Origin of the sequence: Streptomyces sp. NPDC127595, assembly GCF_042671685.1 — a bacterium.
In the GTDB taxonomy this organism is placed as follows: Bacteria; Actinomycetota; Actinomycetes; order Streptomycetales; family Streptomycetaceae; genus Streptomyces.
In genome coordinates this window covers 366501-387506 of record NZ_JBHXWK010000001.1, presented here as the reverse complement: position 1 = coordinate 387506, position 21006 = coordinate 366501, and the positions used below count along the sequence as shown (strand labels likewise).

The 21006-nt window shown below is 70.3% G+C and carries 17 protein-coding genes and 1 pseudogene; 9 read left to right on the top strand and 9 right to left on the bottom strand.

Going from position 1 to position 21006, the window contains the following annotated elements:
- Positions 1 to 62: 62 nt before the first annotated feature.
- The 3 genes and pseudogenes from ACFVKT_RS01690 to idi all read left to right on the top strand — a co-directional run.
- Positions 63 to 182: pseudogene (locus ACFVKT_RS01690) on the top strand (UDP-glucose 4-epimerase GalE); the annotation flags it as partial.
- 188 nt (positions 183 to 370) lie between these two features.
- The gene (locus ACFVKT_RS01685; RefSeq protein ID WP_385726438.1) at positions 371 to 1309 is read left to right on the top strand and encodes a cation diffusion facilitator family transporter; all 939 of its coding nucleotides are present in this window, start codon (positions 371 to 373) and stop codon (positions 1307 to 1309) included.
- Between the two features lie 394 nt (positions 1310 to 1703).
- Positions 1704 to 2297, top strand: coding sequence for an isopentenyl-diphosphate Delta-isomerase (idi, locus tag ACFVKT_RS01680; RefSeq protein ID WP_385726436.1), 594 nt, complete (start codon positions 1704 to 1706; stop codon positions 2295 to 2297).
- Positions 2298 to 2310: 13 nt separating this feature from the next.
- On the opposite strand, the gene ACFVKT_RS01675 is transcribed toward idi, so the two are convergent.
- Positions 2311 to 2817 (bottom strand): ATP-binding protein, encoded by a 507-nt coding sequence (locus tag ACFVKT_RS01675; protein ID WP_385728088.1) that lies wholly within the window; start codon positions 2815 to 2817, stop codon positions 2311 to 2313.
- A gap of 259 nt (positions 2818 to 3076) precedes the next feature.
- Between ACFVKT_RS01675 and ACFVKT_RS01670 the strand changes: the two genes are divergently transcribed.
- On the top strand, positions 3077 to 3832 hold the full coding sequence (locus tag ACFVKT_RS01670) for an enoyl-CoA hydratase/isomerase family protein (protein WP_385726434.1): 756 nt from the start codon (positions 3077 to 3079) through the stop codon (positions 3830 to 3832).
- Here the strand turns inward: ACFVKT_RS01670 and ACFVKT_RS01665 are convergent.
- Entirely contained in the window at positions 3819 to 4454 is a 636-nt protein-coding gene (locus ACFVKT_RS01665) for a DJ-1/PfpI family protein (RefSeq protein ID WP_385726432.1), read from the bottom strand. The genes ACFVKT_RS01670 and ACFVKT_RS01665 overlap by 14 nt on opposite strands.
- A gap of 11 nt (positions 4455 to 4465) precedes the next feature.
- The gene (locus ACFVKT_RS01660; protein ID WP_385726430.1) at positions 4466 to 5419 is read right to left on the bottom strand and encodes a GlxA family transcriptional regulator; all 954 of its coding nucleotides are present in this window, start codon (positions 5417 to 5419) and stop codon (positions 4466 to 4468) included.
- Positions 5420 to 5532: 113 nt separating this feature from the next.
- On the opposite strand from ACFVKT_RS01660, the gene ACFVKT_RS01655 reads away from it, so the two are divergent.
- The 3 genes from ACFVKT_RS01655 to ACFVKT_RS01645 all read left to right on the top strand — a co-directional run bounded on the left by ACFVKT_RS01655 (position 5533) and on the right by ACFVKT_RS01645 (position 9095).
- A complete protein-coding gene (locus tag ACFVKT_RS01655) occupies positions 5533 to 6399 on the top strand; it encodes a hypothetical protein (protein ID WP_385726428.1) in 867 nt (288 codons plus the stop codon).
- Positions 6400 to 6451: 52 nt separating this feature from the next.
- A complete protein-coding gene (locus ACFVKT_RS01650) occupies positions 6452 to 6583 on the top strand; it encodes an LPFR motif small protein (RefSeq protein WP_365431326.1) in 132 nt (43 codons plus the stop codon).
- 124 nt (positions 6584 to 6707) lie between these two features.
- Complete coding sequence (locus tag ACFVKT_RS01645; protein WP_385726426.1) at positions 6708 to 9095, top strand: Tex family protein; 2388 nt, start codon at positions 6708 to 6710, stop codon at positions 9093 to 9095.
- Between the two features lie 236 nt (positions 9096 to 9331).
- Here the strand turns inward: ACFVKT_RS01645 and ACFVKT_RS01640 are convergent, their stop codons facing one another.
- Positions 9332 to 10972 (bottom strand): ABC-F family ATP-binding cassette domain-containing protein, encoded by a 1641-nt coding sequence (locus tag ACFVKT_RS01640; RefSeq protein ID WP_385726425.1) that lies wholly within the window; start codon positions 10970 to 10972, stop codon positions 9332 to 9334.
- 84 nt (positions 10973 to 11056) lie between these two features.
- Positions 11057 to 12076, bottom strand: coding sequence for an oxidoreductase (locus tag ACFVKT_RS01635; protein WP_385726423.1), 1020 nt, complete (start codon positions 12074 to 12076; stop codon positions 11057 to 11059).
- Positions 12077 to 12142: 66 nt separating this feature from the next.
- Here ACFVKT_RS01635 and ACFVKT_RS01630 point away from each other — a divergent pair, with 66 nt between their 5' ends.
- On the top strand, positions 12143 to 13093 hold the full coding sequence (locus tag ACFVKT_RS01630; protein WP_385726421.1) for an FAD-dependent oxidoreductase: 951 nt from the start codon (positions 12143 to 12145) through the stop codon (positions 13091 to 13093).
- A gap of 53 nt (positions 13094 to 13146) precedes the next feature.
- Here the strand turns inward: ACFVKT_RS01630 and ACFVKT_RS01625 are convergent, their stop codons facing one another.
- The 3 genes from ACFVKT_RS01625 to ACFVKT_RS01615 form a co-directional block, all read right to left on the bottom strand.
- Complete coding sequence (locus ACFVKT_RS01625; protein ID WP_385726419.1) at positions 13147 to 14823, bottom strand: BCCT family transporter; 1677 nt, start codon at positions 14821 to 14823, stop codon at positions 13147 to 13149.
- Between the two features lie 79 nt (positions 14824 to 14902).
- Positions 14903 to 16186, bottom strand: coding sequence for a M14 family metallocarboxypeptidase (locus tag ACFVKT_RS01620; RefSeq protein ID WP_385726417.1), 1284 nt, complete (start codon positions 16184 to 16186; stop codon positions 14903 to 14905).
- Entirely contained in the window at positions 16183 to 18144 is a 1962-nt protein-coding gene (locus ACFVKT_RS01615; protein ID WP_385726415.1) for a Xaa-Pro dipeptidyl-peptidase, read from the bottom strand. Before ACFVKT_RS01615 ends, ACFVKT_RS01620 begins: the two co-directional genes overlap by 4 nt.
- A gap of 183 nt (positions 18145 to 18327) precedes the next feature.
- Here ACFVKT_RS01615 and ACFVKT_RS01610 point away from each other — a divergent pair, with 183 nt between their 5' ends.
- Entirely contained in the window at positions 18328 to 19839 is a 1512-nt protein-coding gene (locus ACFVKT_RS01610) for a M1 family metallopeptidase (protein ID WP_385726413.1), read from the top strand.
- Here the strand turns inward: ACFVKT_RS01610 and ACFVKT_RS01605 are convergent.
- The gene (locus tag ACFVKT_RS01605; protein WP_385726411.1) at positions 19833 to 20774 is read right to left on the bottom strand and encodes an adenosine kinase; all 942 of its coding nucleotides are present in this window, start codon (positions 20772 to 20774) and stop codon (positions 19833 to 19835) included. The two genes, ACFVKT_RS01610 and ACFVKT_RS01605, sit on opposite strands and share 7 nt — an antisense overlap.
- Positions 20775 to 21006 lie beyond the last annotated feature (232 nt).

Below are 21006 nucleotides of genomic sequence, written 5' to 3'. Positions count from 1 at the left end.
GCCGCATCGGCGGGAGGTGGTGGCCGAGGCGGGCGCCAAGCGCTTCCTCGCCGTCAGGCGGGCGCTGCCCCGGTGACGCGCCGTGCGCGGTCGCCTCGGCCGAGCGGGCCGTGCGCGAGCTGGGCCGGACCGCACGGCGAGGGGTACGCGAGATGGTGGGGTCGGCGTGGCGGGGTGGCAGACGCAGCGCTCCCGGACACCGGCCCGGTGATCTTGTCGATGCTCTGACCTGCACATCGTTTCCGCAGGTCAGAGCATATGACAACGGTGTTCAGTGCCGCGTTGCCCGATACCCCCTGCCCGTAGTTCACTGTGATCAGGGCAGCGAAATCCACTGTGCTTCAGGGCAGCGAAGAGGAAGGCGGCTTCCATGGGGGCTGGGCACGATCACGGGCACGCGCACGCCGCTCCCACCACGGGTACGGCGGCAGCGGCGTACCGCGGAAGGCTGCGCATCGCGCTGTCGATCACGCTCACCGTCATGGTCGTCGAGATCGTGGGCGGTCTGCTCGCCGACTCACTCGCGCTCATCGCGGACTCGGCCCATATGGCGACGGACGCGCTGGGCCTCGGCATGGCCCTGCTCGCCATCCATTTCGCCAACCTCCCGCCCACCGGGAACCGCACCTTCGGGTACGCGCGGGCCGAGATCCTCGCCGCCCTCGCGAACTGCCTGCTGCTGCTCGGCGTCGGCGGCTACGTCCTGTACGAGGCAATCCAGCGCTTCATGACGCCCGCCGACACCTCGGGCGGTCTGACCGTCGTGTTCGGTCTGATCGGCCTGGTCGCGAACATGATCTCGCTCATGCTGCTGATGCGCGGGCAGAAGGACAGCCTGAACGTGCGCGGCGCGTTCCTGGAGGTCGCGGCGGACGCGCTGGGTTCGGTGGCGGTGCTGATCTCCGCCGTCGTCATCATGACCTCGGGCTGGCAGGCCGCCGACCCGATCGCCTCCATCGCCATCAGCCTCATGATCGTGCCACGCACCTGGAAGCTGCTCCAGGAGACGCTCAATGTGCTCCTGGAGGCGGCTCCCAAGGACGTCGACATGGCGGAGGTGCGCGCACACCTCCTGGCGCTGCCGGGCGTGGAGGACATCCACGACCTGCACGCCTGGACCATCACCTCCGGTATGCCGGTGCTCTCCGTCCATGTGGTCGTCAGCTCGGACGTCCTGAACGCCATCGGCCACGAGAAAATGCTCCACGAACTCCAGGTCTGCCTCGGCGACCACTTCGACGTCGAGCACTGCACCTTCCAGCTGGAGCCGAGCGGACACGCGGAGCACGAGGCGAAGCTGTGCCACTGACCAGTCGCCTTTCGACACCACTGACCCACCGCCGGTCGACGTCACCGACCCGTCGCCTTTCGACGTCGGCGACCCCTCGGCGTACGACCGTGGTGAGACGGACCGGCCGCCGTCCGGGTGGTACACGCGGTACGCAGTCCGCCTGTTTCGGCGTAACGCATCCGGCCCGGATTCGACGTGCCGCCCGAACACCTGACGGCCCCTGCCCCGGACGGTTCCTGGTCCGTGAGACCGGGCACGATCTGGTATCCGGCGCCTTCGGTGTGTGACGTACGTCGGCCCGCGCGCCCCCTTCCGGGCTCCCGGAACGGGACATGCGGGGAGCCGAGAGGTGCCGGGAGTGCCGGTTTCGTACGGCAGACTTGAGGCTTGAAGACCGATGCGAAGGATGGGTATGCCGATCACACCTGCCACCGCGACGCACAGTTCGTCGAACGGCACCGTTGAAGCGATCTTGCTGGAACTGGTCGACGAGGACGGCAACACGATCGGTACGGCGGAGAAGCTCGCCGCCCACCAGGCGCCGGGCCAGCTCCACCGGGCGTTCTCGGTGTTCCTCTTCGACGAGCGCGGGCGGATGCTGCTCCAGCAGCGCGCCCTCGGCAAGTACCACTCCCCCGGCGTCTGGTCCAACACCTGCTGCGGCCACCCCTACCCCGGCGAGGCGCCCTTCGCGGCGGCTGCCCGGCGGACGTACGAGGAGCTGGGCGTCTCCCCCTCGCTGCTCGCCGAGGCGGGCACGGTCCGGTACAACCACCCGGACCCGGACTCGGGCCTGGTGGAGCAGGAGTACAACCATCTCTTCGTCGGGATGGTGCAGTCATCGCTGCGCCCCGACCCGGGAGAGGTCGAGGCGACGGCCTTCGTGAGCGCCGCCGAGCTGGCGGAGCGCCACGCCAAGGAGACCTTCTCCTCGTGGTTCATGACGGTCCTGGACGCGGCGCGTCCGGCGGTCAGGGAACTGACGGGCCCGTCCGCCGGCTGGTGAGCGGCGCCCTGAGTCAGACCACACTCGGGATGAGCGGCAGGGCGGCCCAGATCACCTTGCCGCCGCCCGACGTGTGCTCGACGTCGCACACGCCGCCCGACTCCCGGGTGATCTCCCGTACGAGCAGCAGGCCCCGTCCGCCGGTCTGCCCGTGGTCGGCCTCCAGGGCGGTCGGGCGGTAGGGGTGGTTGTCCTCCACGGACACCCGCACCCACTCGGCGCCGACGGCGACCTCCACGGCCAGCACCGGCGAGAGGAGCGCCGCGTGCCGGACCGCGTTGGTGACCAGTTCGGAGACGATCAGCAGGAGCCCCTGGACGAGCTCGTCCGAGACCGGCACCCCTTGGCGGACCAGCAGATCCCGCACCGCGTGCCGCGCCTGCGGAACCGAGGCGTCGACAGCCGGGGCGGTGAACCGCCACACTCCCTCGTACGGAAGCGGGCCGGGAGGTCTCCCGTCGGGAGGCATCTCCCCGCCACCCCCAGGGCTCGGGTCGGACCCCCGCCCGAGGTCGTCCATCGTCCGGTCGCCGCCCTTGCGCTCGATTGTCACCACGCAATGAGTGTTGATAGGGGGCAGGTCCGTACCGGATAACTGAACAGAAGTCAGCGACTATCGACGGCTTCTGATCGTCGGCGTATGACACGGTCAGTTGAGGGACTGTTCCTGTCCCTGTTGTGCCAACTTCGGGATCTGTTCGGGTTGTACGGGTTTGACGCCGGGCTCGTCCGATTCGTTCCGGACGGTGCGGTGACCCGCTGTGGATAGCATCCGGTTCATGGAGCCGCAGCTGCAGCACAGCGTCACCGACGGGGTCGCCACCGTCGTCATCCACCACCCGGCCAAGCGCAATGCCATGACGGCCGGCATGTGGCGGGCGTTGCCGTCCCTGCTCGACGAGTTGACCGCTGACGCCGGTGTCCACGCGCTGGTGCTCACCGGTGAGGGCGACACGTTCTGCGCCGGGGCCGACATCTCTACGCTGCGGAGCTCGCCGGACGAGGCACAGGGGCTGGCGGTGCTCGCCGAGGAAGCGCTCGCGGCGTTCCCGAAGCCGACGCTCGCGGCGATCCGCGGGTACTGCGTGGGCGGCGGGTCCCAGCTCGCGGCGGCCTGCGATCTGCGGTTCGCGGAGGAGGGTTCGGCCATCGGGGTGACTCCGGCGAAGCTCGGGATCGTCTACCCGTCGTCCTCCACACGGCGGTTGGTGTCACTGGTGGGTCCAGCGACCGCCAAGTACCTGCTGTTCTCGGGCGAGTTGATCGACTCGGAGCGGGCCCTGCGCACGGGTTTCGTGGACGAGGTGCTGCCCGCGGGTGAACTCGGCAAGCGCGTCGGCGAGTTCACGCGTCTGCTGGCCACACGCTCACTCCTGACGCAGGCGGCGGCCAAGGAGTTCGCCAACGGGCGCCAGGACCGGGACGCGTACTGGACGGAGCGGGCGCGGGGCAGCCGCGACACCGCGGAGGGGGTCGCCGCCTTCCTTGAGCGCCGGGCGCCGCACTTCTCCTGGACCGTGCCTACTTCAGGATGAAGCGGCTTCTGGAGCGGAGTCTCTCGACGAGGTGCGCGGGCGCCTTCTGCGGCGACCCGGCGTCATAGGGCGGCTGCGGGTCGTACTCCGACGCGAGCTGTACGGTGCGGGCGTGGTCGTCTCCCGCGATCCGGCCGACCAGGGTGAGGGCCATGTCGATTCCGGCAGAGACGCCGGCGGCGGTGACGTACTTGCCGTCGAAGACGACTCGCTCACTCGTGGGCTCGGCGTCGAAGCGCGCGAGCTGGTCGAGGGCCAGCCAGTGCGAACTCGCGCGGCGGCCGTTGAGCAGGCCGGCGGCGGCGAGCAGCAGGGAGCCGGTGCACACGGACGTCGTCCAGGTGCTGGTCTCGTCGGCAGTGCGCAGCCAGTCCAGCAGGGGCTCGTTGTCCATCTGCTCGTGCTGGCCCGGGCCGCCGGGAACGACCAAGATGTCGGGGCGGGGCACCTCGGCGAGGGTCCTGTCCGCGGTGAGCGCGAGGAATCCGGTGTCGGCGCGGACGGGGCCGGTCCGCTCGGCGACGAAGACGGTCTCCGCATCCGGCAGGCGGCTGAGGATCTCGTACGGGCCGACGGCGTCGAGGGCGGTGAAGCGGTCGAAGAGCACGATGGCGATCTGCATGGAGTTTCCCTTCAGTGGGCGGTCGCCGGGCGGAAGCGGCGGCGGTACTCGGCCGGTGCCGCGCCGAGGGTTCTGACGAAGGCGCGGCGCATCGCCTCCGCGGTGCCGTAGCCGCAGGTGCGGGAGATCTCCTCGATGCCGTCACTGGTGTCCTCCAGGAGGCGGCGGGCGTGTTCGAGGCGGACCCGGTCGACATAGCGGCCGGGTGTCACGCCGGTCTCGGTCTGGAAGGCGCGGGCGAAGTGGCGGGGCGAGAGCCGGGCGCGGGCGGCGAGGGAGCCGACGCTCAGGTCCGCGCCGGGATGCTCGGAGATCCACTGCTGGACCTCGCGCAGGGGTTCCCGGTGGGCGGTCTGGGCGGCCAGCTGGGCGCTGAACTGGGCCTGGTTGCCCGGGCGCCGGAGGAAGACAACCAGGTGGCGCGCGACGGTGAGCGCGACCTCGCGGCCTAGGTCCTCCTCGACGAGCGCGAGGGCCAGGTCGATACCGGAGGTGACACCCGCCGAGGTGGAGACATGTCCGTCGCGTACGTAGATGGGGTCCGGGTCGACCTCGACCGCCGGGTGGTCGCGGGCGAGCTTGTCGCAGTACGCCCAGTGGGTCGTCGCGCGGCGGCCGTCCAGGAGGCCCGCCCGCGCGAGCAGCACGGCGCCGGTGCAGACCGAGACCAGACGGTCGGCGCGCGGGCCGTGCTCGCGCAGCCAGTCGGTCAGGCGGGGGTCGGGGCGCCGGCTGCCCGCGCCGCCGGGGACGAGCAGGGTGTGCGGGGTGGATGCGTCGGTGAGTGCGTGGTCCGGGGCGAGGGTGAGTCCGCTGGAGGTTCGCACCGGGGCGCCGTCCAGGGAGGCGGTGCGGATGCTGTACGAGCCCGCCCGCTGGGTCTCGGCTCCCGCGAAGACCTCCACGGGACCCGTGACGTCGAGGCTCTGCACAGCGTCGAAAAGGACGACCAGGACGGTTCGCATGTCCTCGATTGTTGGCGTGCCGGGCGATGTCCGCAATGACGAACAGCCCACCTTTCCTGCCATCCGGGATCCCACCATTCCCGCCGTACCAACCAGTCGGTAATGTGCCGGTTATGACCACTCCCCTGCCGGAACGCGCCGGGCGGCGCTGCCACAACGTCCTCAATTCGATCGCGGCGACGCTGTACTTCTCGCCCGATCTGGGCCGGGAACTGGCCTCGGTCGGGATCGAGGACAGCGACGGCGCGTACTTCGCGACGCGGGCGGCGGCCATGGGCGCGGTGGGCCCGGGCACGGTGACGGCGACGTTCTACAACTTCAGCCACGACCTGGTGGCCAAGCACGTTCCCGCGGTGTGGCAGGCGGCCTCTCCGGAGACCGTTCTCGCGGCGCGCGAGCGTGCCATCGACGCGACGCTGCGCCGGCTGCTCGGCGATGAGGCCGTCACGTCCAAGGAGCTGGCCGAGGCGGCTGAGCTCGGGTTGCGGGCAGCCGAGGCCTGCACCAGGAGCGCACGCCCGCTGTACGCCGCCCACGCGGACCTGCCGGTCCCCGAGGAGCCGCACCTCGCCCTCTACCACGCGGCCACACTGCTGCGTGAGCACCGCGGCGACGGCCACCTCGCGGCGCTGCTCGAAGCCGAACTCGGCCCGGTCGAGGCCCTGGTGAGTCACACCGCGACCGGCAGGGGCATGACCCCGAAGTGGGCGCTGGGCACGCGCGGCTGGTCGCGTACGGACTGGGAGGCGGCGGTCCTGCGGCTGCGGGAGCGCGGGCTGCTCGACGCCGAGGGTGAACTGACCGAAGCGGGAGAGGCCTTCCGCAAGGAGATCGAGGCGCGGACGGACCGGCTGGACCGTGCGCCGTACGAGCATCTCGGCGCGGAGGGCGTGGAGCGGCTCACGGAGCTGGCGAAGAAGCCGCTGCTGACGGCATTCGCCGCCGGTGCGTTCCCGGAAGGCATGATCGGCAAGGGATGAGGTACCCGTAAGTCTCCTGGCCACACGGGTCCGGAGACGAAAGGGGAGTCACATGTTCCGCGCGATCGCAGACGTCCTGCGGCAGATCGGCTCGGCCATCGCCACGGTCGTCACGCTGCCGTTCCGTGCACTGGCACGGCTGTTCGGGGGCGCTTCACACTCCGGGCGGAGCCGCAGGACCTGAGGAATCCCGTCCCCGGTGTCCGTTTTCGGGCCCGGTCTCTGTTCCGGTGCCGCCCTGATCCACCGTTGTCGGTGTCACCTGCCACAATTGCCGCGCAACCCAGTGGAGAAGGCGGTACGGGATCGTGACGACACCCCTCGTAGGGTCCATCGAAGGCAGGATCGCCGAGGAGCTCGGCGTACGGGAGCGGCAGGTCAAGGCCGCCGTCGACTTGCTCGACGGCGGTTCGACGGTGCCCTTCATCGCCCGCTACCGCAAGGAAGCGACCGAGATGCTCGACGATGCGCAGCTGCGCACCCTTGAGGAGCGGCTGCGCTATCTGCGGGAGCTGGAGGAGCGGCGCACCGCGATCCTCGAATCGGTCCGCGAACAGGACAAGCTCACCGCGGAGATCGAGGCGCAGATCCGGGGCGCCGAGACGAAGGCGCGCCTCGAGGACATCTACCTGCCGTTCAAGCCGAAGCGCCGCACGAAGGCGCAGATCGCGCGCGAGGCGGGCCTGGAGCCGCTGGCCGAGGGGCTGCTCAGCGACGCGTCGGTCGATCCGCTCGCCGCCGCGGCGGCCTTCGTCGACGCCGACAAGGGTGTCGCCGATTCGCAGGCCGCGCTGGACGGCGCCCGGTCGATCCTCACCGAGCGGTTCTCCGAGGACGCCGACCTGGTCGGCGAGCTGCGTGAGCGCATGTGGGTGCGCGGACGGCTCGTGGCCAAGGTGCGGGAGGGCAAGGAGGAGGCCGGCGCGAAGTTCGCCGACTACTTCGACTTCGCCGAGCCCTTCAAGGCGCTGCCCTCGCACCGCGTCCTCGCCATGCTGCGCGGCGAGAAGGAGGACGTCCTCGACCTCGTCCTGGAGCCCGAGGAGCCGTCCGAACAGCCCGGTCCTTCCTCCTACGAGGGGATCGTCGCCCACCGTTTCGGGATCGCCGACCGTGGCCGCCCCGCCGACAAGTGGCTGACGGACACGGTCCGTTGGGCCTGGCGCACCCGCCTTCTCGTGCACCTCGGCATCGACCTGCGGCTGCGGCTGCGGACGGCCGCGGAGGACGAGGCGGTCAACGTGTTCGCGTCGAACCTGCGGGACCTGCTGCTCGCCGCCCCGGCGGGCACGCGCGCGACGCTGGGTCTCGACCCGGGGTTCCGTACCGGCGTGAAGGTCGCCGTGGTCGACGCGACGGGCAAGGTCGTCGCCACGGACGTCATCTACCCGCACGTCCCGGCCAACAAGTGGGACGAGGCCATCGCCAAGATCGCACGGCTCGCCAAGGAGCACGCGGTCGAGCTGATCGCGATCGGCAACGGCACGGCGTCCCGCGAGACCGACAAGCTCGCCGGAGAACTCATCACCAAGCACCCGGAGTTGAACCTCACCAAGGTGATGGTCTCCGAGGCCGGGGCGTCGGTGTACTCCGCGTCCGCGTTCGCCTCGCAGGAGCTGCCCGACATGGACGTGTCGCTGCGCGGCGCCGTGTCCATCGCACGCCGGCTCCAGGACCCGCTCGCCGAGCTGGTGAAGATCGACCCGAAGTCCATCGGGGTCGGTCAGTACCAGCACGACCTGTCCGAGGTGAAGCTGTCCCGGTCGCTGGACGCGGTGGTCGAGGACTGTGTGAACGGCGTGGGTGTGGACGTGAACACCGCGTCGGCGCCGCTGCTCTCCCGGGTCTCCGGCATCACCTCCGGGCTCGCCGAGAACATCGTGTCGCACCGCGACGCGAACGGTCCCTTCCGGTCCCGCACCGCCCTCAAGAAGGTGGCCCGGCTCGGCCCGAAGGCGTACGAGCAGTGCGCGGGCTTCCTGCGGATCCGGGGCGGGGACGATCCGCTGGACGCGTCCAGCGTGCACCCCGAGGCCTACCCCGTGGTGCGGCGTATGGTGAAGACGGCCGGCAACGAAGTCGCTTCGCTGATCGGCAACACCGGTGTGCTGCGGTCGCTCAAGGCAGACGACTTCGTGGACGAGACGTTCGGTCTGCCGACCGTGACCGACATCCTCAAGGAGCTGGAGAAGCCGGGGCGTGACCCCCGGCCGGCGTTCAAGACGGCGACGTTCAAGGACGGTGTCGAGAAGCTCTCCGACCTGGTGTCCGGGATGGTGCTGGAGGGCGTCGTCACCAATGTCGCCGCCTTCGGGGCGTTCGTGGATGTGGGCGTCCACCAGGACGGGCTTGTGCATGTCTCCGCCATGTCCAAGACCTTCGTCAAGGACCCTCGGGATGTGGTGAAGCCCGGAGACATCGTCAAGGTGAAGGTGCTTGAGGTCGACATTCCGCGGAAGCGGGTTTCGCTGACGCTGCGGTTGGACGACGAGGCGGTGCCTCAGGGGGAGCAGCAGGGGGGCGGGAGGCCCCAGCGTGGCGGGCGGGCGCCCCAGCAGCGGCAACAGCAGTCCCCGCGTCAAGGGCAGGGGCGCTCCGGCGGGGGGCCGCGACAGGCGGCGGCGCCTGCGAACAGTGCTATGGCGGATGCGTTGCGGCGGGCGGGGTTGACGGATCCTGGGCGGGGGCGGGGCTGAGGGATCCTGGGCGGGGCGGGGCTGAGGGTTTTCGCCCCCTCCGCCCCTGCCCTGCCCTTGTTCCTGGGGCTCCGCCCCAGACCCCGCTCCTCAAACGCCGGAGGGCTGAGGATTCTCAGCCCGTCCGGCGTTTGAGGACGAGCGCGTTCAGCGCGAAGCGGGGGTCTGGGGGCGGCAGCCCCCAGAAACGGGACGGGTAGGGGCGGAGGGGGCGAAAAAAGCCCGCGGCCCCGGCGCTAGCGCTCCGTCACCTTGCCCCCTGCCACCTCCAGCCGTCGCGTCGTATGGACGGCGTCGAGCATGCGGCGGTCGTGCGTGACCAGGAGCAGCGTGCCCTCGTAGGAGTCGAGGGCCGACTCCAGTTGCTCGATCGCGGGGAGGTCGAGGTGGTTGGTCGGCTCGTCCAGGACGAGGAGGTTGACGCCTCGGCCCTGGAGGAGGGCCAGGGCGGAGCGGGTGCGCTCGCCCGGGGAGAGGGTGGCCGCGGGGCGGAGCACGTGGTGGGACTTGAGGCCGAACTTGGCGAGGAGGGTGCGGACTTCGGCGGGCTCGGTGTCGGGGACGGCCGCGCAGAACGCGTCGAGCAGGGACTCGCCACCGAGGAAGAGCTTGCGGGCCTGGTCGACCTCGCCGACGACGACCCCGGGGCCGAGGGCGGCCTGTCCGGCGTCCAGCGGGACCCGGCCGAGCAGAGCGCCCAGGAGCGTGGACTTGCCCGCGCCGTTCGCACCGGTGACCGCGACGCGATCCGCCCAGTCGATCTGCAGCGTCGCCGGTCCGAAGGTGAAGTCACCGCGACGCATCGATGCGTCACGCAGCGTGGCAACGACCGCGCCGGAGCGCGGGGCCGACGCGATCTCCATCCGCAGTTCCCACTCCTTGCGTGGCTCATCGACGACGTCGAGGCGTTCGATCATGCGCTGGGTCTGCCGCGCCTTCGAGGCCTGCTTCTCGCTGGCCTCGCTGCGGAACTTGCGGCCGATCTTGTCGTTGTCGTTGCCCGCCTTGCGCCGGGCGTTCTTCACGCCCTTGTCCATCCAGCCGCGCTGCATCTGGGCGCGCCCCTCGAGCGCCGACCGCTTGTCGGCGTACTCGTCGAAGTCCTCGCGGGCGTGCCGGCGCGCGGTGTCGCGCTCCTCCAGGTATGCCTCGTACCCGCCGCCGTACAGCGTGATCTGCTGTTGCACCAGGTCGAGTTCGAGCACCTTGGTGACCGTCCGGGTCAGGAACTCCCGGTCGTGGCTGACGACGACGGTGCCCGCGCGCAGGCCGCTCACGAATCGCTCCAGCCTCTCCAGGCCGTCCAGATCCAGGTCGTTGGTCGGCTCGTCGAGGAGGAACACGTCGTAGCGGGAGAGCAGGAGGGAGGCGAGTCCGGCGCGGGCCGCCTGGCCGCCGGACAGGGAGGTCATCAGCTGGTCGAGGCCGACGCCGAGCCCGAGGGAGCCGGTGACCTCCTCGGCTCGCTCGTCGAGGTCGGCGCCGCCGAGGTCGAGCCAGCGCTCCAGGCTGGTGGAGTAGGCGTCGTCCGCGCCCGGCGCGCCGTCGACGAGCGCCTGGGTGGCCTCGTCCATCACGCGCTGGGCCTCGGCCACGCCCGTGCGGCGCGCGAGGAAGTCCCGTACGGACTCGCCCTCCCGGCGCTCCGGTTCCTGCGGCAGATGTCCGACGGTCGCGGACGGCGGGGAGAGCCGCAGCTCGCCCTGTTCCGGCGCGAGGAGCCCGGCGAGCAGTCGGAGCAGGGTGGACTTGCCCGCGCCGTTGGCACCGACCAGCCCGATCACGTCGCCGGGCGCGACGACGAGGTCGAGCCCGGCGAAGAGGGAGCGGTCGCCATGTCCGGCGGCGAGATTCTTGGCGACGAGGGTGGCAGTCATCAGATGGCCGATCCTAACGGCCCGGCCCTCCTCCCATCGCCCGGGTTTTCGGTGGGCCACCACCCCCGGTTCCCCAGGCCGCCCTCAGTGGACCATCGCCTCCACCAGCACACTCCCCGACGTACGCGCGACGATGAAGGACTCGCCCCGCACGGCCCTGGCGTCCAGCGCGAGCCGGTGTCTGCCCGCCTCCAGGACCCCGTCGAAGACCTCCTGCGCGTGGGTGCGGTACAGGCGGTCGAGTCGGTACGCCGTCAGCTGGACACGGCAGGTCGAGGTGACCTCGATGCCCGCCTCGCCGTCGGCGGCGACCAGGCGTGTGAGCCTGCGCAGCTCGCGCGGGCTGCGGTCCAAGGCGTGTTCTATCTGGGCGACGAGGAGCGGAATGATGGGGGCGAGGCCTTCGACATACGTCACGTCGACGCCCGCGCGGCCGAAGGACCGTCGTACGGCGGCACGTTCCTCCTCGCCCACGGCTCGGCCGAAGGCCACCGCGCCGTACGCACGGAGTTCGTCGGCCGGAACGTCCGTGGCGTCCCGGGTGATGTCGGCGCCGATACCGATGGTGCGCAGGGCGGCGGCGAGCTTGGCGAGGACGGCGACGCGGGCGCCGATGAGGAGGACCCGGCGGCGGGGTCCGGCATCGCTGTTCAGCAGGGAGTTGAGGGCGCTGCGGTACTCGGCGCCGTGGAAGCGGAACGGTCCTATCCCGTGGTAGCCGTTGAGCTCCAGGTCGGGCAGCTCGTCGGTCTGCCAGGCGAAGTCGCGCCACACGTAGTCGTCGCCGGCCTTCTCGATGACGGCGGTGACGGCGCCGCATTCGAGACCCTCGCACTCGGGGCAGCCGTAGATGACGTACCGGCCGCCCACGAGCGGAGCGTCGGCCTCCAGCAGGAGGCTGCGCACCTGGGCGGTGAAGATCGCGGGTGGTACGTCGGAGGCGAGTGGGGAGACGGCGTCGAGGTCGGAGAGCTGGAAAAGCAGCGGGCGGCCGTCGACGATGAAGTCGACGAAGTCCCGGTGCACTTGGTAGTCACCGTTGGCGAGGACTCCCCCGGCACGCATCGCCGGTGCCAGGCCAAAGGTCGCGTACTCGGCAGACATGCTGTGAGTATCCCCAGACTGGGAGTGATCTGAGCACGGCATGACATATTCCGCTACCGTCCCCGGGTGGAGAGCGAGCGAGACGACGATGTGATCGTGGTCGGCAGTGGTGTCATCGGGCTGACGACGGCCGTTGTTCTGGCCGAGAGCGGCAGGCGCGTACGGGTGTGGGCGCGGGAGCCCGCCGAGGGGACCACCTCGGCGGTTGCGGGCGCGCTCTGGTGGCCGTACCGCATCGAACCGGAGGCACTCGCCCGCGACTGGGCTCTCCAATCACTCTCCGTGTACGAGGAGTTGGCGGCGCGGCCCGAGGAGACGGGCGTACGCACAGTCGAGGGCGTAATGGGCGAGTCGCGACTGGACGAGGCCACGTGGGCGGCCGACCGGATACCGGGGCTGCGCGCCTCGACGGCCGCGGAATACGCGGGGACGGGCATGTGGGCCCGGCTGCCGCTGCTGGACATGCCCGTGCATCTGCGGTGGCTGCGTGAGCGGTTCCGGCGGGCCGGAGGGGTGTTCGAGGTCCGTCCGGTGACCGACCTCGCGGAGGCGGCGGCACCGGTCGTCGTCAACTGCACGGGGCTCGGAGCCCGCGAACTCGTACCGGATCCGGCCGTACGGCCCGTGCGGGGGCAGCTCGTGATCGTGGAGAACCCCGGGCTCACCACCTGGCTCGTGTCGAGCGACGCGGACGCCGGGACGACCACATATCTCTTCCCGCAGCCGGACCGGCTGGTCCTGGGCGGCACCACCGACGAGGACGACTGGTCGCTGACGCCCGACCCGGCCACGGCCGCCGAGATCGTCGATCGGTGTGCGGCGCTGCGACCCGAGGTCGCCGGGGCGCGGGTCCTCGGCCACCGGGTGGGGCTGCGGCCGGTGCGCGGGGCGGTCCGTCTGGAGCGTGAACTGCGGCCGGACGGGCGGGTGTTGGTGCACAACTACGGTCACGGCGGTGGGGGTGTCACGGTGGCGTGGGGATGCGCGCGGGAGGCGGCGGCGCTCGCCTCCCGCTGACGGTCCTCTGTGGTCTCACCGGTCCCACTGACCCCACCGGGCTCACCGGGCTGTCATCCGTGGTCGTGCCCCAGCGGGTCCCCCACCGTGTCCGTACCGGGCCCGGGACCGATGGTGATCTCGAAGTCGCCGTCGTACTGCTTGTGCCCCTCGATCACGGCGAGTTCGACGGCCTCGGAAGCCATCTCCCCCCTGACGATGAGCGGGTCCTTGCGCAGGTCGCGCAGGAGTGCGACACACATGCCGATCATGACGATGACGAAGGGCGCGGCGGCGAGGATCGTGAGGTTCTGCAGGCCGGTGAGGGCATCGCCCTGGCCGCTGCCGACGAGCAGCATGATGGCGGCGACCGCGCCGGTCAGGACACCCCAGAACACCACGACGAACCGGCCCGGTTCGAGCGCGCCCTTCTGGGAGAGCGTGCCCATCACGATGGACGCCGCGTCCGCTCCCGAGACGAAGAAGATGCCGACCAGGATCATCACGAGGAGGCTGGTGGCGGTGGCGATGGGGAACTCGGCCAGTACACCGAAGAGCTGGCCCTCGGGCGTCGATTCACCGGCGAGGTGTCCGGTCTCCTTCAGCTTCATCGCCGTACCGCCGAAGACCGCAAACCAGACCAGGCTGACGCTGCTGGGGACGAGGATCACGCCGCCGACGAACTGGCGGATGGTGCGGCCGCGGCTGATGCGGGCGATGAACATACCGACGAACGGCGTCCAGGAGATCCACCACGCCCAGTAGAAGACGGTCCAGTTGCCCAGCCACTCCGCGACGCCCTCGCCGCCGCTCGCCTCGGTGCGGCCGGCGAGCTGGGGCAGGTCACCGAGGTAGGCGAAGATCGAGGTGGGCAGCAGGTCGAGGACGATGATGGTCGGTCCCGCGATGAACACGAAGACGGCGAGGACCAGCGCAAGGACCATGTTGATGTTGGACAGCCACTGGATGCCCTTCTCGACGCCGGAGACGGCCGAGGCCACGAACGCCACCGTCAGCACAGCGATGATCGCGACGAGCAGGCCGTTGCTCACCTTGTCCATCCAGTCCAGCTCCGTGAACCCGGAGCCGATCTGGAGCGCGCCCAGACCCAGTGAGGCCGCGGAGCCGAAGACGGTGGCGACGATCGCCAGGATGTCGATCACCCGGCCCCAGGCGCCGTTCGCGTGCCGCTCGCCGATGAGCGGTGTGAAGACGGCGCTGATGGTCTGGCGCCGGCGCTTGCGGAAGGTGCTGTAGGCGATGCCGAGGCCGACCACCGCGTAGATCGCCCAGGGGTGCAGCGTCCAGTGGAAGAGGGTCGTGGCCATCGCCGTCTCCATGCGTTCACCGGAGTCGGCGGGCGTGGTGCCCGGCGGGGGCGTGATGTAGTGCGCCAGCGGCTCGCTCACGCCGTAGAACATCAGGCCGATTCCCATGCCGGCGCTGAACATCATCGCGACCCAGGACACCGTGCGGAACTCGGGCTCCTCGCCCTCGGCGCCGAGGTGGATCTTGCCGTAGCGGCTGATCGCCAGCCAGAGCGCGAAGACCACGAAGCAGGAGGCGGCCAGCATGAACGCCCAACCACCGTTGTGGATCAGGCCGTTGAGCATCGTGGTGGAGGCGCTTTCCAGGGAGTCGGTCGCGACCGAACCCCAGATCACGAAGGCCACGGTGAGCACGGCGGTGACGCCGAACACCACGCGATCGGTTCGCCCGCCGTGAGCCGTCTCTTCTTCTTGCCCCGTCATGGGCGGCACCTTTCACGATAGGGCGTATGGGAGTTATTGCCCCATACGCCCTATCACAGATGCGGCCGTGCTCAGCGTCTCAGCAGTCGGTGTCGGGCTCCCCGGCCGTGAGATGGTACGGCGCGCGCTCGTCTAGGAGCAGCGGCACGAGCGCGCGCAGGGACTGGCGCAGCGGTACGAGTACGCCGTCGCCCTCGCGTTGCACGCGGACGCCGTGCAGGCTCAGCTCGTCGCGCAGGTCCGTGTACTGGTCCGCCGTGAGCCGGTAGCCGCAGGGCGGGTCCTGGATCACCTCGGACGGTTCGGCGGGGTCGTTGTCGGCGCCGCCGAGGTAGACCGGGCCGCTGTCCAGATAGCCCGTGAGCCGGGCCGCCGAGGTGGCCGTCTCCAGCTGTGCGCGGCGCTCACCGGTGAAGGTGAACAGGCCGCCGAGTGCGGCCAGTTGGGAGTCGACGCGACGGCGGTTGTTGAGGGCCGGGTCCGCCTTCTCGGCGTCCGTGAGGGGGTCGACCCGGCTCTCGATGAGGAGTCCCGCGGAGTGTTTGACGCCCGACATGTTCCGCAGGATGCGTTCCTGGCCGTCCCCCGCCACCTGCTGGATCGGGTCGCCGGTCACGGGGTCGGTCCAGATGCCGTACGTGCCCGTCGAGTACCCCTCGTCCTGGGCGGCGGGCCGTACGTAGTTGAGGGACAGGGTCTGCGCCTCGTCGTGCACTGCCGTGGCCGTGTTGAGGTTGCGCGGCCAGAGGTCGAAGAGGTCCTTGTCGTAGTACGGAGGCGTGGCGCCGTACTCGTGCAGGTCGTAGACGACGTCGGGCTTGCGGTCGCGCAGGACCGCCGCCGTCGCGCGTGCCTCGGCGGTCTGCAGGGCGAGGTGGTCGCGGTTGATGTCGACGCCGTCGCTGTTCCCACGGGTGTCGGCGGCGCGGCCGTCCGGGTTGGCGGTGGGCACGACGAGCAGGGTGGTCGTCTTCAGGAAGCGCAGGGTGCGCTGGTCCTTCGTGTACGCCAGGTCGCGGATCGTGGTGAGGCAGGCCTCGCGCCCGGACGGCTCGTCGCCGTGCTGGCTGCACACCAGGAGCACGGTGGTGGCCGCGCGTTCGGCGCCGACGCGGACGAGCTGGAGCGGACGGCCCTGCTTGGTCGTGCCGGTCCCGGACACGGAGACCCGGTCGCTCGCCTTGTCGACGGCCGCCAGGAAGTCCTGTTCCTCGGGCTGGCTGGTCCAGCGGGCGCCGTTGGTCTGCTCGAAGCCGGTGCGCGGCGGGGTCTGAGCCGCGTACGCGGGTGCGGTCAGCAGGGGCACGGCCAGGGCCGTGGCGGAGACCGCCACGGCCAGGGCGCGGATGTGTAAGCCGGTCAACTGCTCTCTCCCGGGACTCGGGGGGCGGTGCGCGGGTCGCGTACGCCGTCCAGGACGGCGGCGCTCGGAGCCGCGGCGGAACCCGTCGTCGCCTTGGCAAAGGCCTTGGCGCCGCCGACCAGCGGGAGCTTGGCCGAGGTGCGGGCCAGGTCGAGCGTCAGGGTCGGGGTGGTGGACGGCGGGTCGATGAGGTCCTTGTCGGTGCCCGCGACGATGAGGGCGAGCCGGTGGCCCTTGGGGACGACGTGGTCGGTGAAGGCCAGGTCGAGGGTGATCGTGTACGCCTTGCCGGGCGTGAGCGGGACACCCTTCGCCACCGAGGCGTAGTTGCCGAGGTCGGCCCAGCCGCGGCTGAAGACCGTGTAGTCGACGTCCGCGTTCTTCGACTGGGTCACCTTGAAGCAGGAGCTGTCGCCGGTCGTGCTCGGGCCCCAGCAGGTGCGGTCGGTGAGCGTGCTGATGCCCTCGCCCGAGGCGGCGTAGTCGCGGATGGTGTCCGGGCCGAGGTCGACAAGTACCGCGCTGAGATGGGCCGTTGAGGTCGTCGGGGTGGCTGTGACCGTCACCTTGGACGAGCCGGACAGCCGCAGGTCCTTGGCCAGCGGCTGAGTGACGAAGCCGGCCTTCTCAGGAGTCGACTGGTCGATGTACGCGGCCCAGTCGGTCTCGCTCAGCTGCGGGTTGTCGGTGAAGGACTCGGCGCCGGAGCCTTTGGCCAGTCCGAGGGTGCCGACGCCCACCGCGGAGCCCGTGGCCGGGCGGAGGGTCGTCGTGTCGGTGCCGCGGGGCGGCCAGACGCTGGAGGTCACCCACTGGTCGGGGTGGCGCTCGATGTCGGCCATCGGCTCGTCGTCGATGCCGTTGTCGTAGCCGAGGAGTTCGTGGTCGAACCAGCGGTGCAGGGTGTCGACCCACTCGGCGCGGCGGAAGTCGAAGGGGTCGACATGGCCGGTCTGCGAGATCCAGAGCTTGCGGTCCACACCGTTCTCGGCGAGGGCGTCCCACCACGGACCGACGTGCTGGGTACGGACGTTGAGGTCCTGAGCGCCGTGGATCAGGAAGACGCTCGCCTTGACCTTGCTCGCGTCCTTCACGTAGTCGCGCTCGGTCCAGAACGAGGTCCAGTCGCCGGTGCGCGGTGCCCCGTCGACGATCTTCTGCTGGACCGCGGCGCACTTGGCGCGGGCGTCGGGGCTGTCGACGTAGTCGGAGAGCCAGTCCGGGCCGGAGTCGTACAGCGGGGCGCCTTCGCTGAAGTAGTAGTCGTACCAGGAGGAGATGGCGCTGATCGGCACGATGGTCTCGAGGCCCTTGACACCGGTCGCGGCGACGCCGTTGGCGATGGTGCCGTCCCAGCTCTTGCCGATCATGCCGGTCTTGCCGTTGGTCCAGGTGGCCTTCGATGTGGTGGTGCCCGTACGGGATGTGTAGGCCTTGGCCCGGCCGTTCAGCCAGTCGACGACCGCCTTCGCGGACTGGATGTCGGAGCGGCCTCCCACGTCCACACAGCCGTCGGAGCGGTTGGTGCCTGCCAGGTCGACGCCGACGAAGGCGTAGCCGCGGGGCACGAAGTAGTTGTCGTAGAACAGCGGCATCTGGACGACGTTGCCGTTCGCGTCGTACGTCTTCTTCTGGCTCTCGTTGCCGCGTCCGCAGCAGGAGTAGTAGGGGCTGGCGTCCATGATCACGGGTATCTTGCGGCCCGACGCGGCGAGTTCGCGGGGCCGGACGATGTCGACGGCGACACGGTCGGTCTTCCCGTCGCTGTCGCCGTCGAGACCGGTGTCCACCCACACGGATTCGCGGATCGCGTTGTCGTACGAGTAGATCGGGGTGCTCTCCAGTGGGGCGCTGTGTGCAACGACCGGGGTCAGCAGGGTTGCCATCAGGGCGGCCGTGGCCGCCGTCGCGAGCGATCTCCAGGTGGTGAAGCGCATACGGCGCGCACGTATCGGCATGCGCGGAAGGTACCCCGGGTCAACTCCCGTGCAAAAGAGGGACTGTGAAAGGACTCTGGGGCGGGATTGCTCATGACGGCCGAATGGCGATCGTGTGACAGGGGTGGCCGTGGACATGACCGGGGCCATAGCGACTGAATAGGCTCCGAACAGACTTCACGGCCCTACGACTTGGAGCTTGACGTGCACCGCAGACTCATCGCCCCGGGCGCTCTCGCGGCCTCCTTCCTGCTGGCGATCCCGGCATCGGCGGCCAGTTACTCCCCCGGAGCGCCGGGCATCGGCGACCCCTACTACCCGGACTACGGCAACGGCGGCTACGACGTCTCGCACTACGATCTGCGCCTCCAGTACCAGCCGCAGACCGATGAACTGGAGGGCACGGCAACCCTCCTGGCGACCACCACGCAGGATCTCTCACGCTTCAATCTGGACTTTCTGCTCGATGTGAGCGAGGTGCGGGTCAACGGCGTGAAGGCGTCGTTCGCCACCTCCGGCGAGGAGGAACTTCAGGTCACCCCGAAGACCCCGCTGGCCAAGGGCAAGTCCGTCACCATCGTGGTGCGCTACAGCGGTGTGCCGTCGTCGAAGACCGCGTACGGGTTCACCAGCTGGCACCGCACTCCGGACGGCGGCGTCGGCGCGAACGAGCCCGAGTCGGCGGCGTGGTGGTTCCCCAGCAATGACCACCCGCTGGACAAGGCGACGTACGACATCTCGGTCAATGTGCCCGACGGCACGCAGGCGATCTCCAACGGCACGCTCCAGTCGACCAGCTCGAAGCTGGGCTGGACGCGCTACAACTGGCGGTCCAACAAGCCGCAGGCGACGTATCTCGCGACGCTCGCGGTGGGCAAGTTCGACATCACCACCGGGACGACCGAGAGCGGTATCCCGATCATCAACGCGTACAGCAAGGATCTCGGTGACAACGCCGGGGCGGTGCGGGCGAGCATCGAGCGCACCGGTGAGGTCGCCGACTTCCTCACCGAGTACTTCGGCCCGTACCCCTTCAACGCGCTCGGCGGGTACGTCCCGAACACCAACACCGGGTACGCGCTGGAGACGCAGACGCGGCCGTTCTACAGCCCGCGCCAGTTCGCGAACGGCTCGAACGTGTCCGTCGTCGTCCACGAGCTGGCCCACCAGTGGTACGGGGACGAGGTGTCCGTCGCCGGGTGGAAGGACATCTGGATCAACGAGGGCTTCGCGCGGTACGCGCAGTGGCTCTGGTCCGAGCACGAGGGTGAGGGGACGACGCAGGAACTCGCGGACTACGTGTACGCGCTGCACCCGGCGGACGACGCCTTCTGGACGGTCGCACCCGGCGATCCGGGTCCTGAGAACCAGTTCGACATCGCGGTCTACGACCGGGGAGCGCTGGCCATTCAGGCGCTGCGCAACGAGATCGGGGACGACGCGTTCTTCGCCATCCTGAAGGGCTGGCCGAGCAAGCACGCGTACGGGAACGCGTCTGTCGCCGACTTCCAGAAGTACGCGGAGGAGGTGTCCGGCCAGTCACTCGGCTCGCTCTTCGACACCTGGCTGTTCGAGCCGTCGAAGCCGGGGGCGCCCGCGGCGCAGGGCGCGTCGATCGCCCGGGCCGCGGGGACGGACGGAACTTCTTCCGAGGTTCCTGCTCAGCCGAAGTCGTGGAAGAAGATCGCGGCGACTGATTCGGTTCACGATCACTGAGGTGGGCCGTACGGCGGGCGGGCGCCGCCGCGTTCCAACTCCTTGACGCGGGTCAGGAGTTCGTCGCGGCTGATGGCGTCCGCCCGCGTCGACGGCACGGTGCAGGCGTGGGCGCCGGCGACCGCGCCGTACAGGGCGCAGCGGTGCGGGGGCTCGCCGGTCAGCCGGCCGAGGAGGAAGCCGGCGGCGAAAGCGTCGCCGGCGCCGTTCGAGTCCACGACCGCGGCCGGGGGCGTGACCGCCGGGATGTGGGTCACCTCGTCGTCCGCCAGCAGGTACGCGCCGTCGGCTCCGGCGGTGGCGACGACCACCTCGGCCCCGCCCCGCTCGACGATCCGCCGCATGGTCCGCTCCGGGTCGGAAAGCGCGGTGGTGGACAGGAACACGAGGTCGGCGGCGTGGGCGAACGGCTCGTGGTACGGGTTCTCGCCGTCCCAGTCGTGCAGGTCGGTCGAGAGGGTCACCCCGGACTCCCGCAGTGCGGGCAGGGTGTGGGCGCACGGGTGGGTGACGACGACGTGCGCATGGCGACTCGCTCCGGCCAGCGCCCGGACGGTCTCCTCGGGCAGCCGGTCCCCCTCCCGCGAGCGGCTCACGTCGTAGAGCGACAGCCGCCGTCCCTCTCGGTCCACGAGGTTCACCGCACGCTTGGTGCCGGCGGGCTGAAGGACATCCGTGAGCGGGATGCCGCGGTCACGGTGCAGGGCGCGGACCAGCTCACCCTCGTGGTCGTCGCCGATCATGTCGATGTGGTGCGCGCGCAGGCCCAGCGCGTGGACGCCGAGGGCGACGAAGTCCCCGCTCTGACCGGCCCTCGTCTCGATACCGGGCCGGATCATGTAGCTGTCGGCGAACGGAAGCGGCAGCTCGGGGACGTACACGATCGTGTCCACCCCGGCGCCTCCGAGGACGAGGACGTCGATCTCGGTGGTCATGGGGGCTCCTTTCACCTGTGGCCAGCTCCCGAGGGGGCCGTCGAACGGCTCGTACGGCGGGAGCGCCGCGCCCACATCTCGTCAACTGCGCCTATCGGCAGGTGAGTCAAGCAGGGTCTCCGACGCGTCGGCAATGGCTTGCGGGAACGTTCCGCCAGCCCTTGCCGACGCCCACCCCGGCCGGTGGCGGCCCTCCGTCCCCCGGGTGGGCCACCGTCACACCGATCCCCGG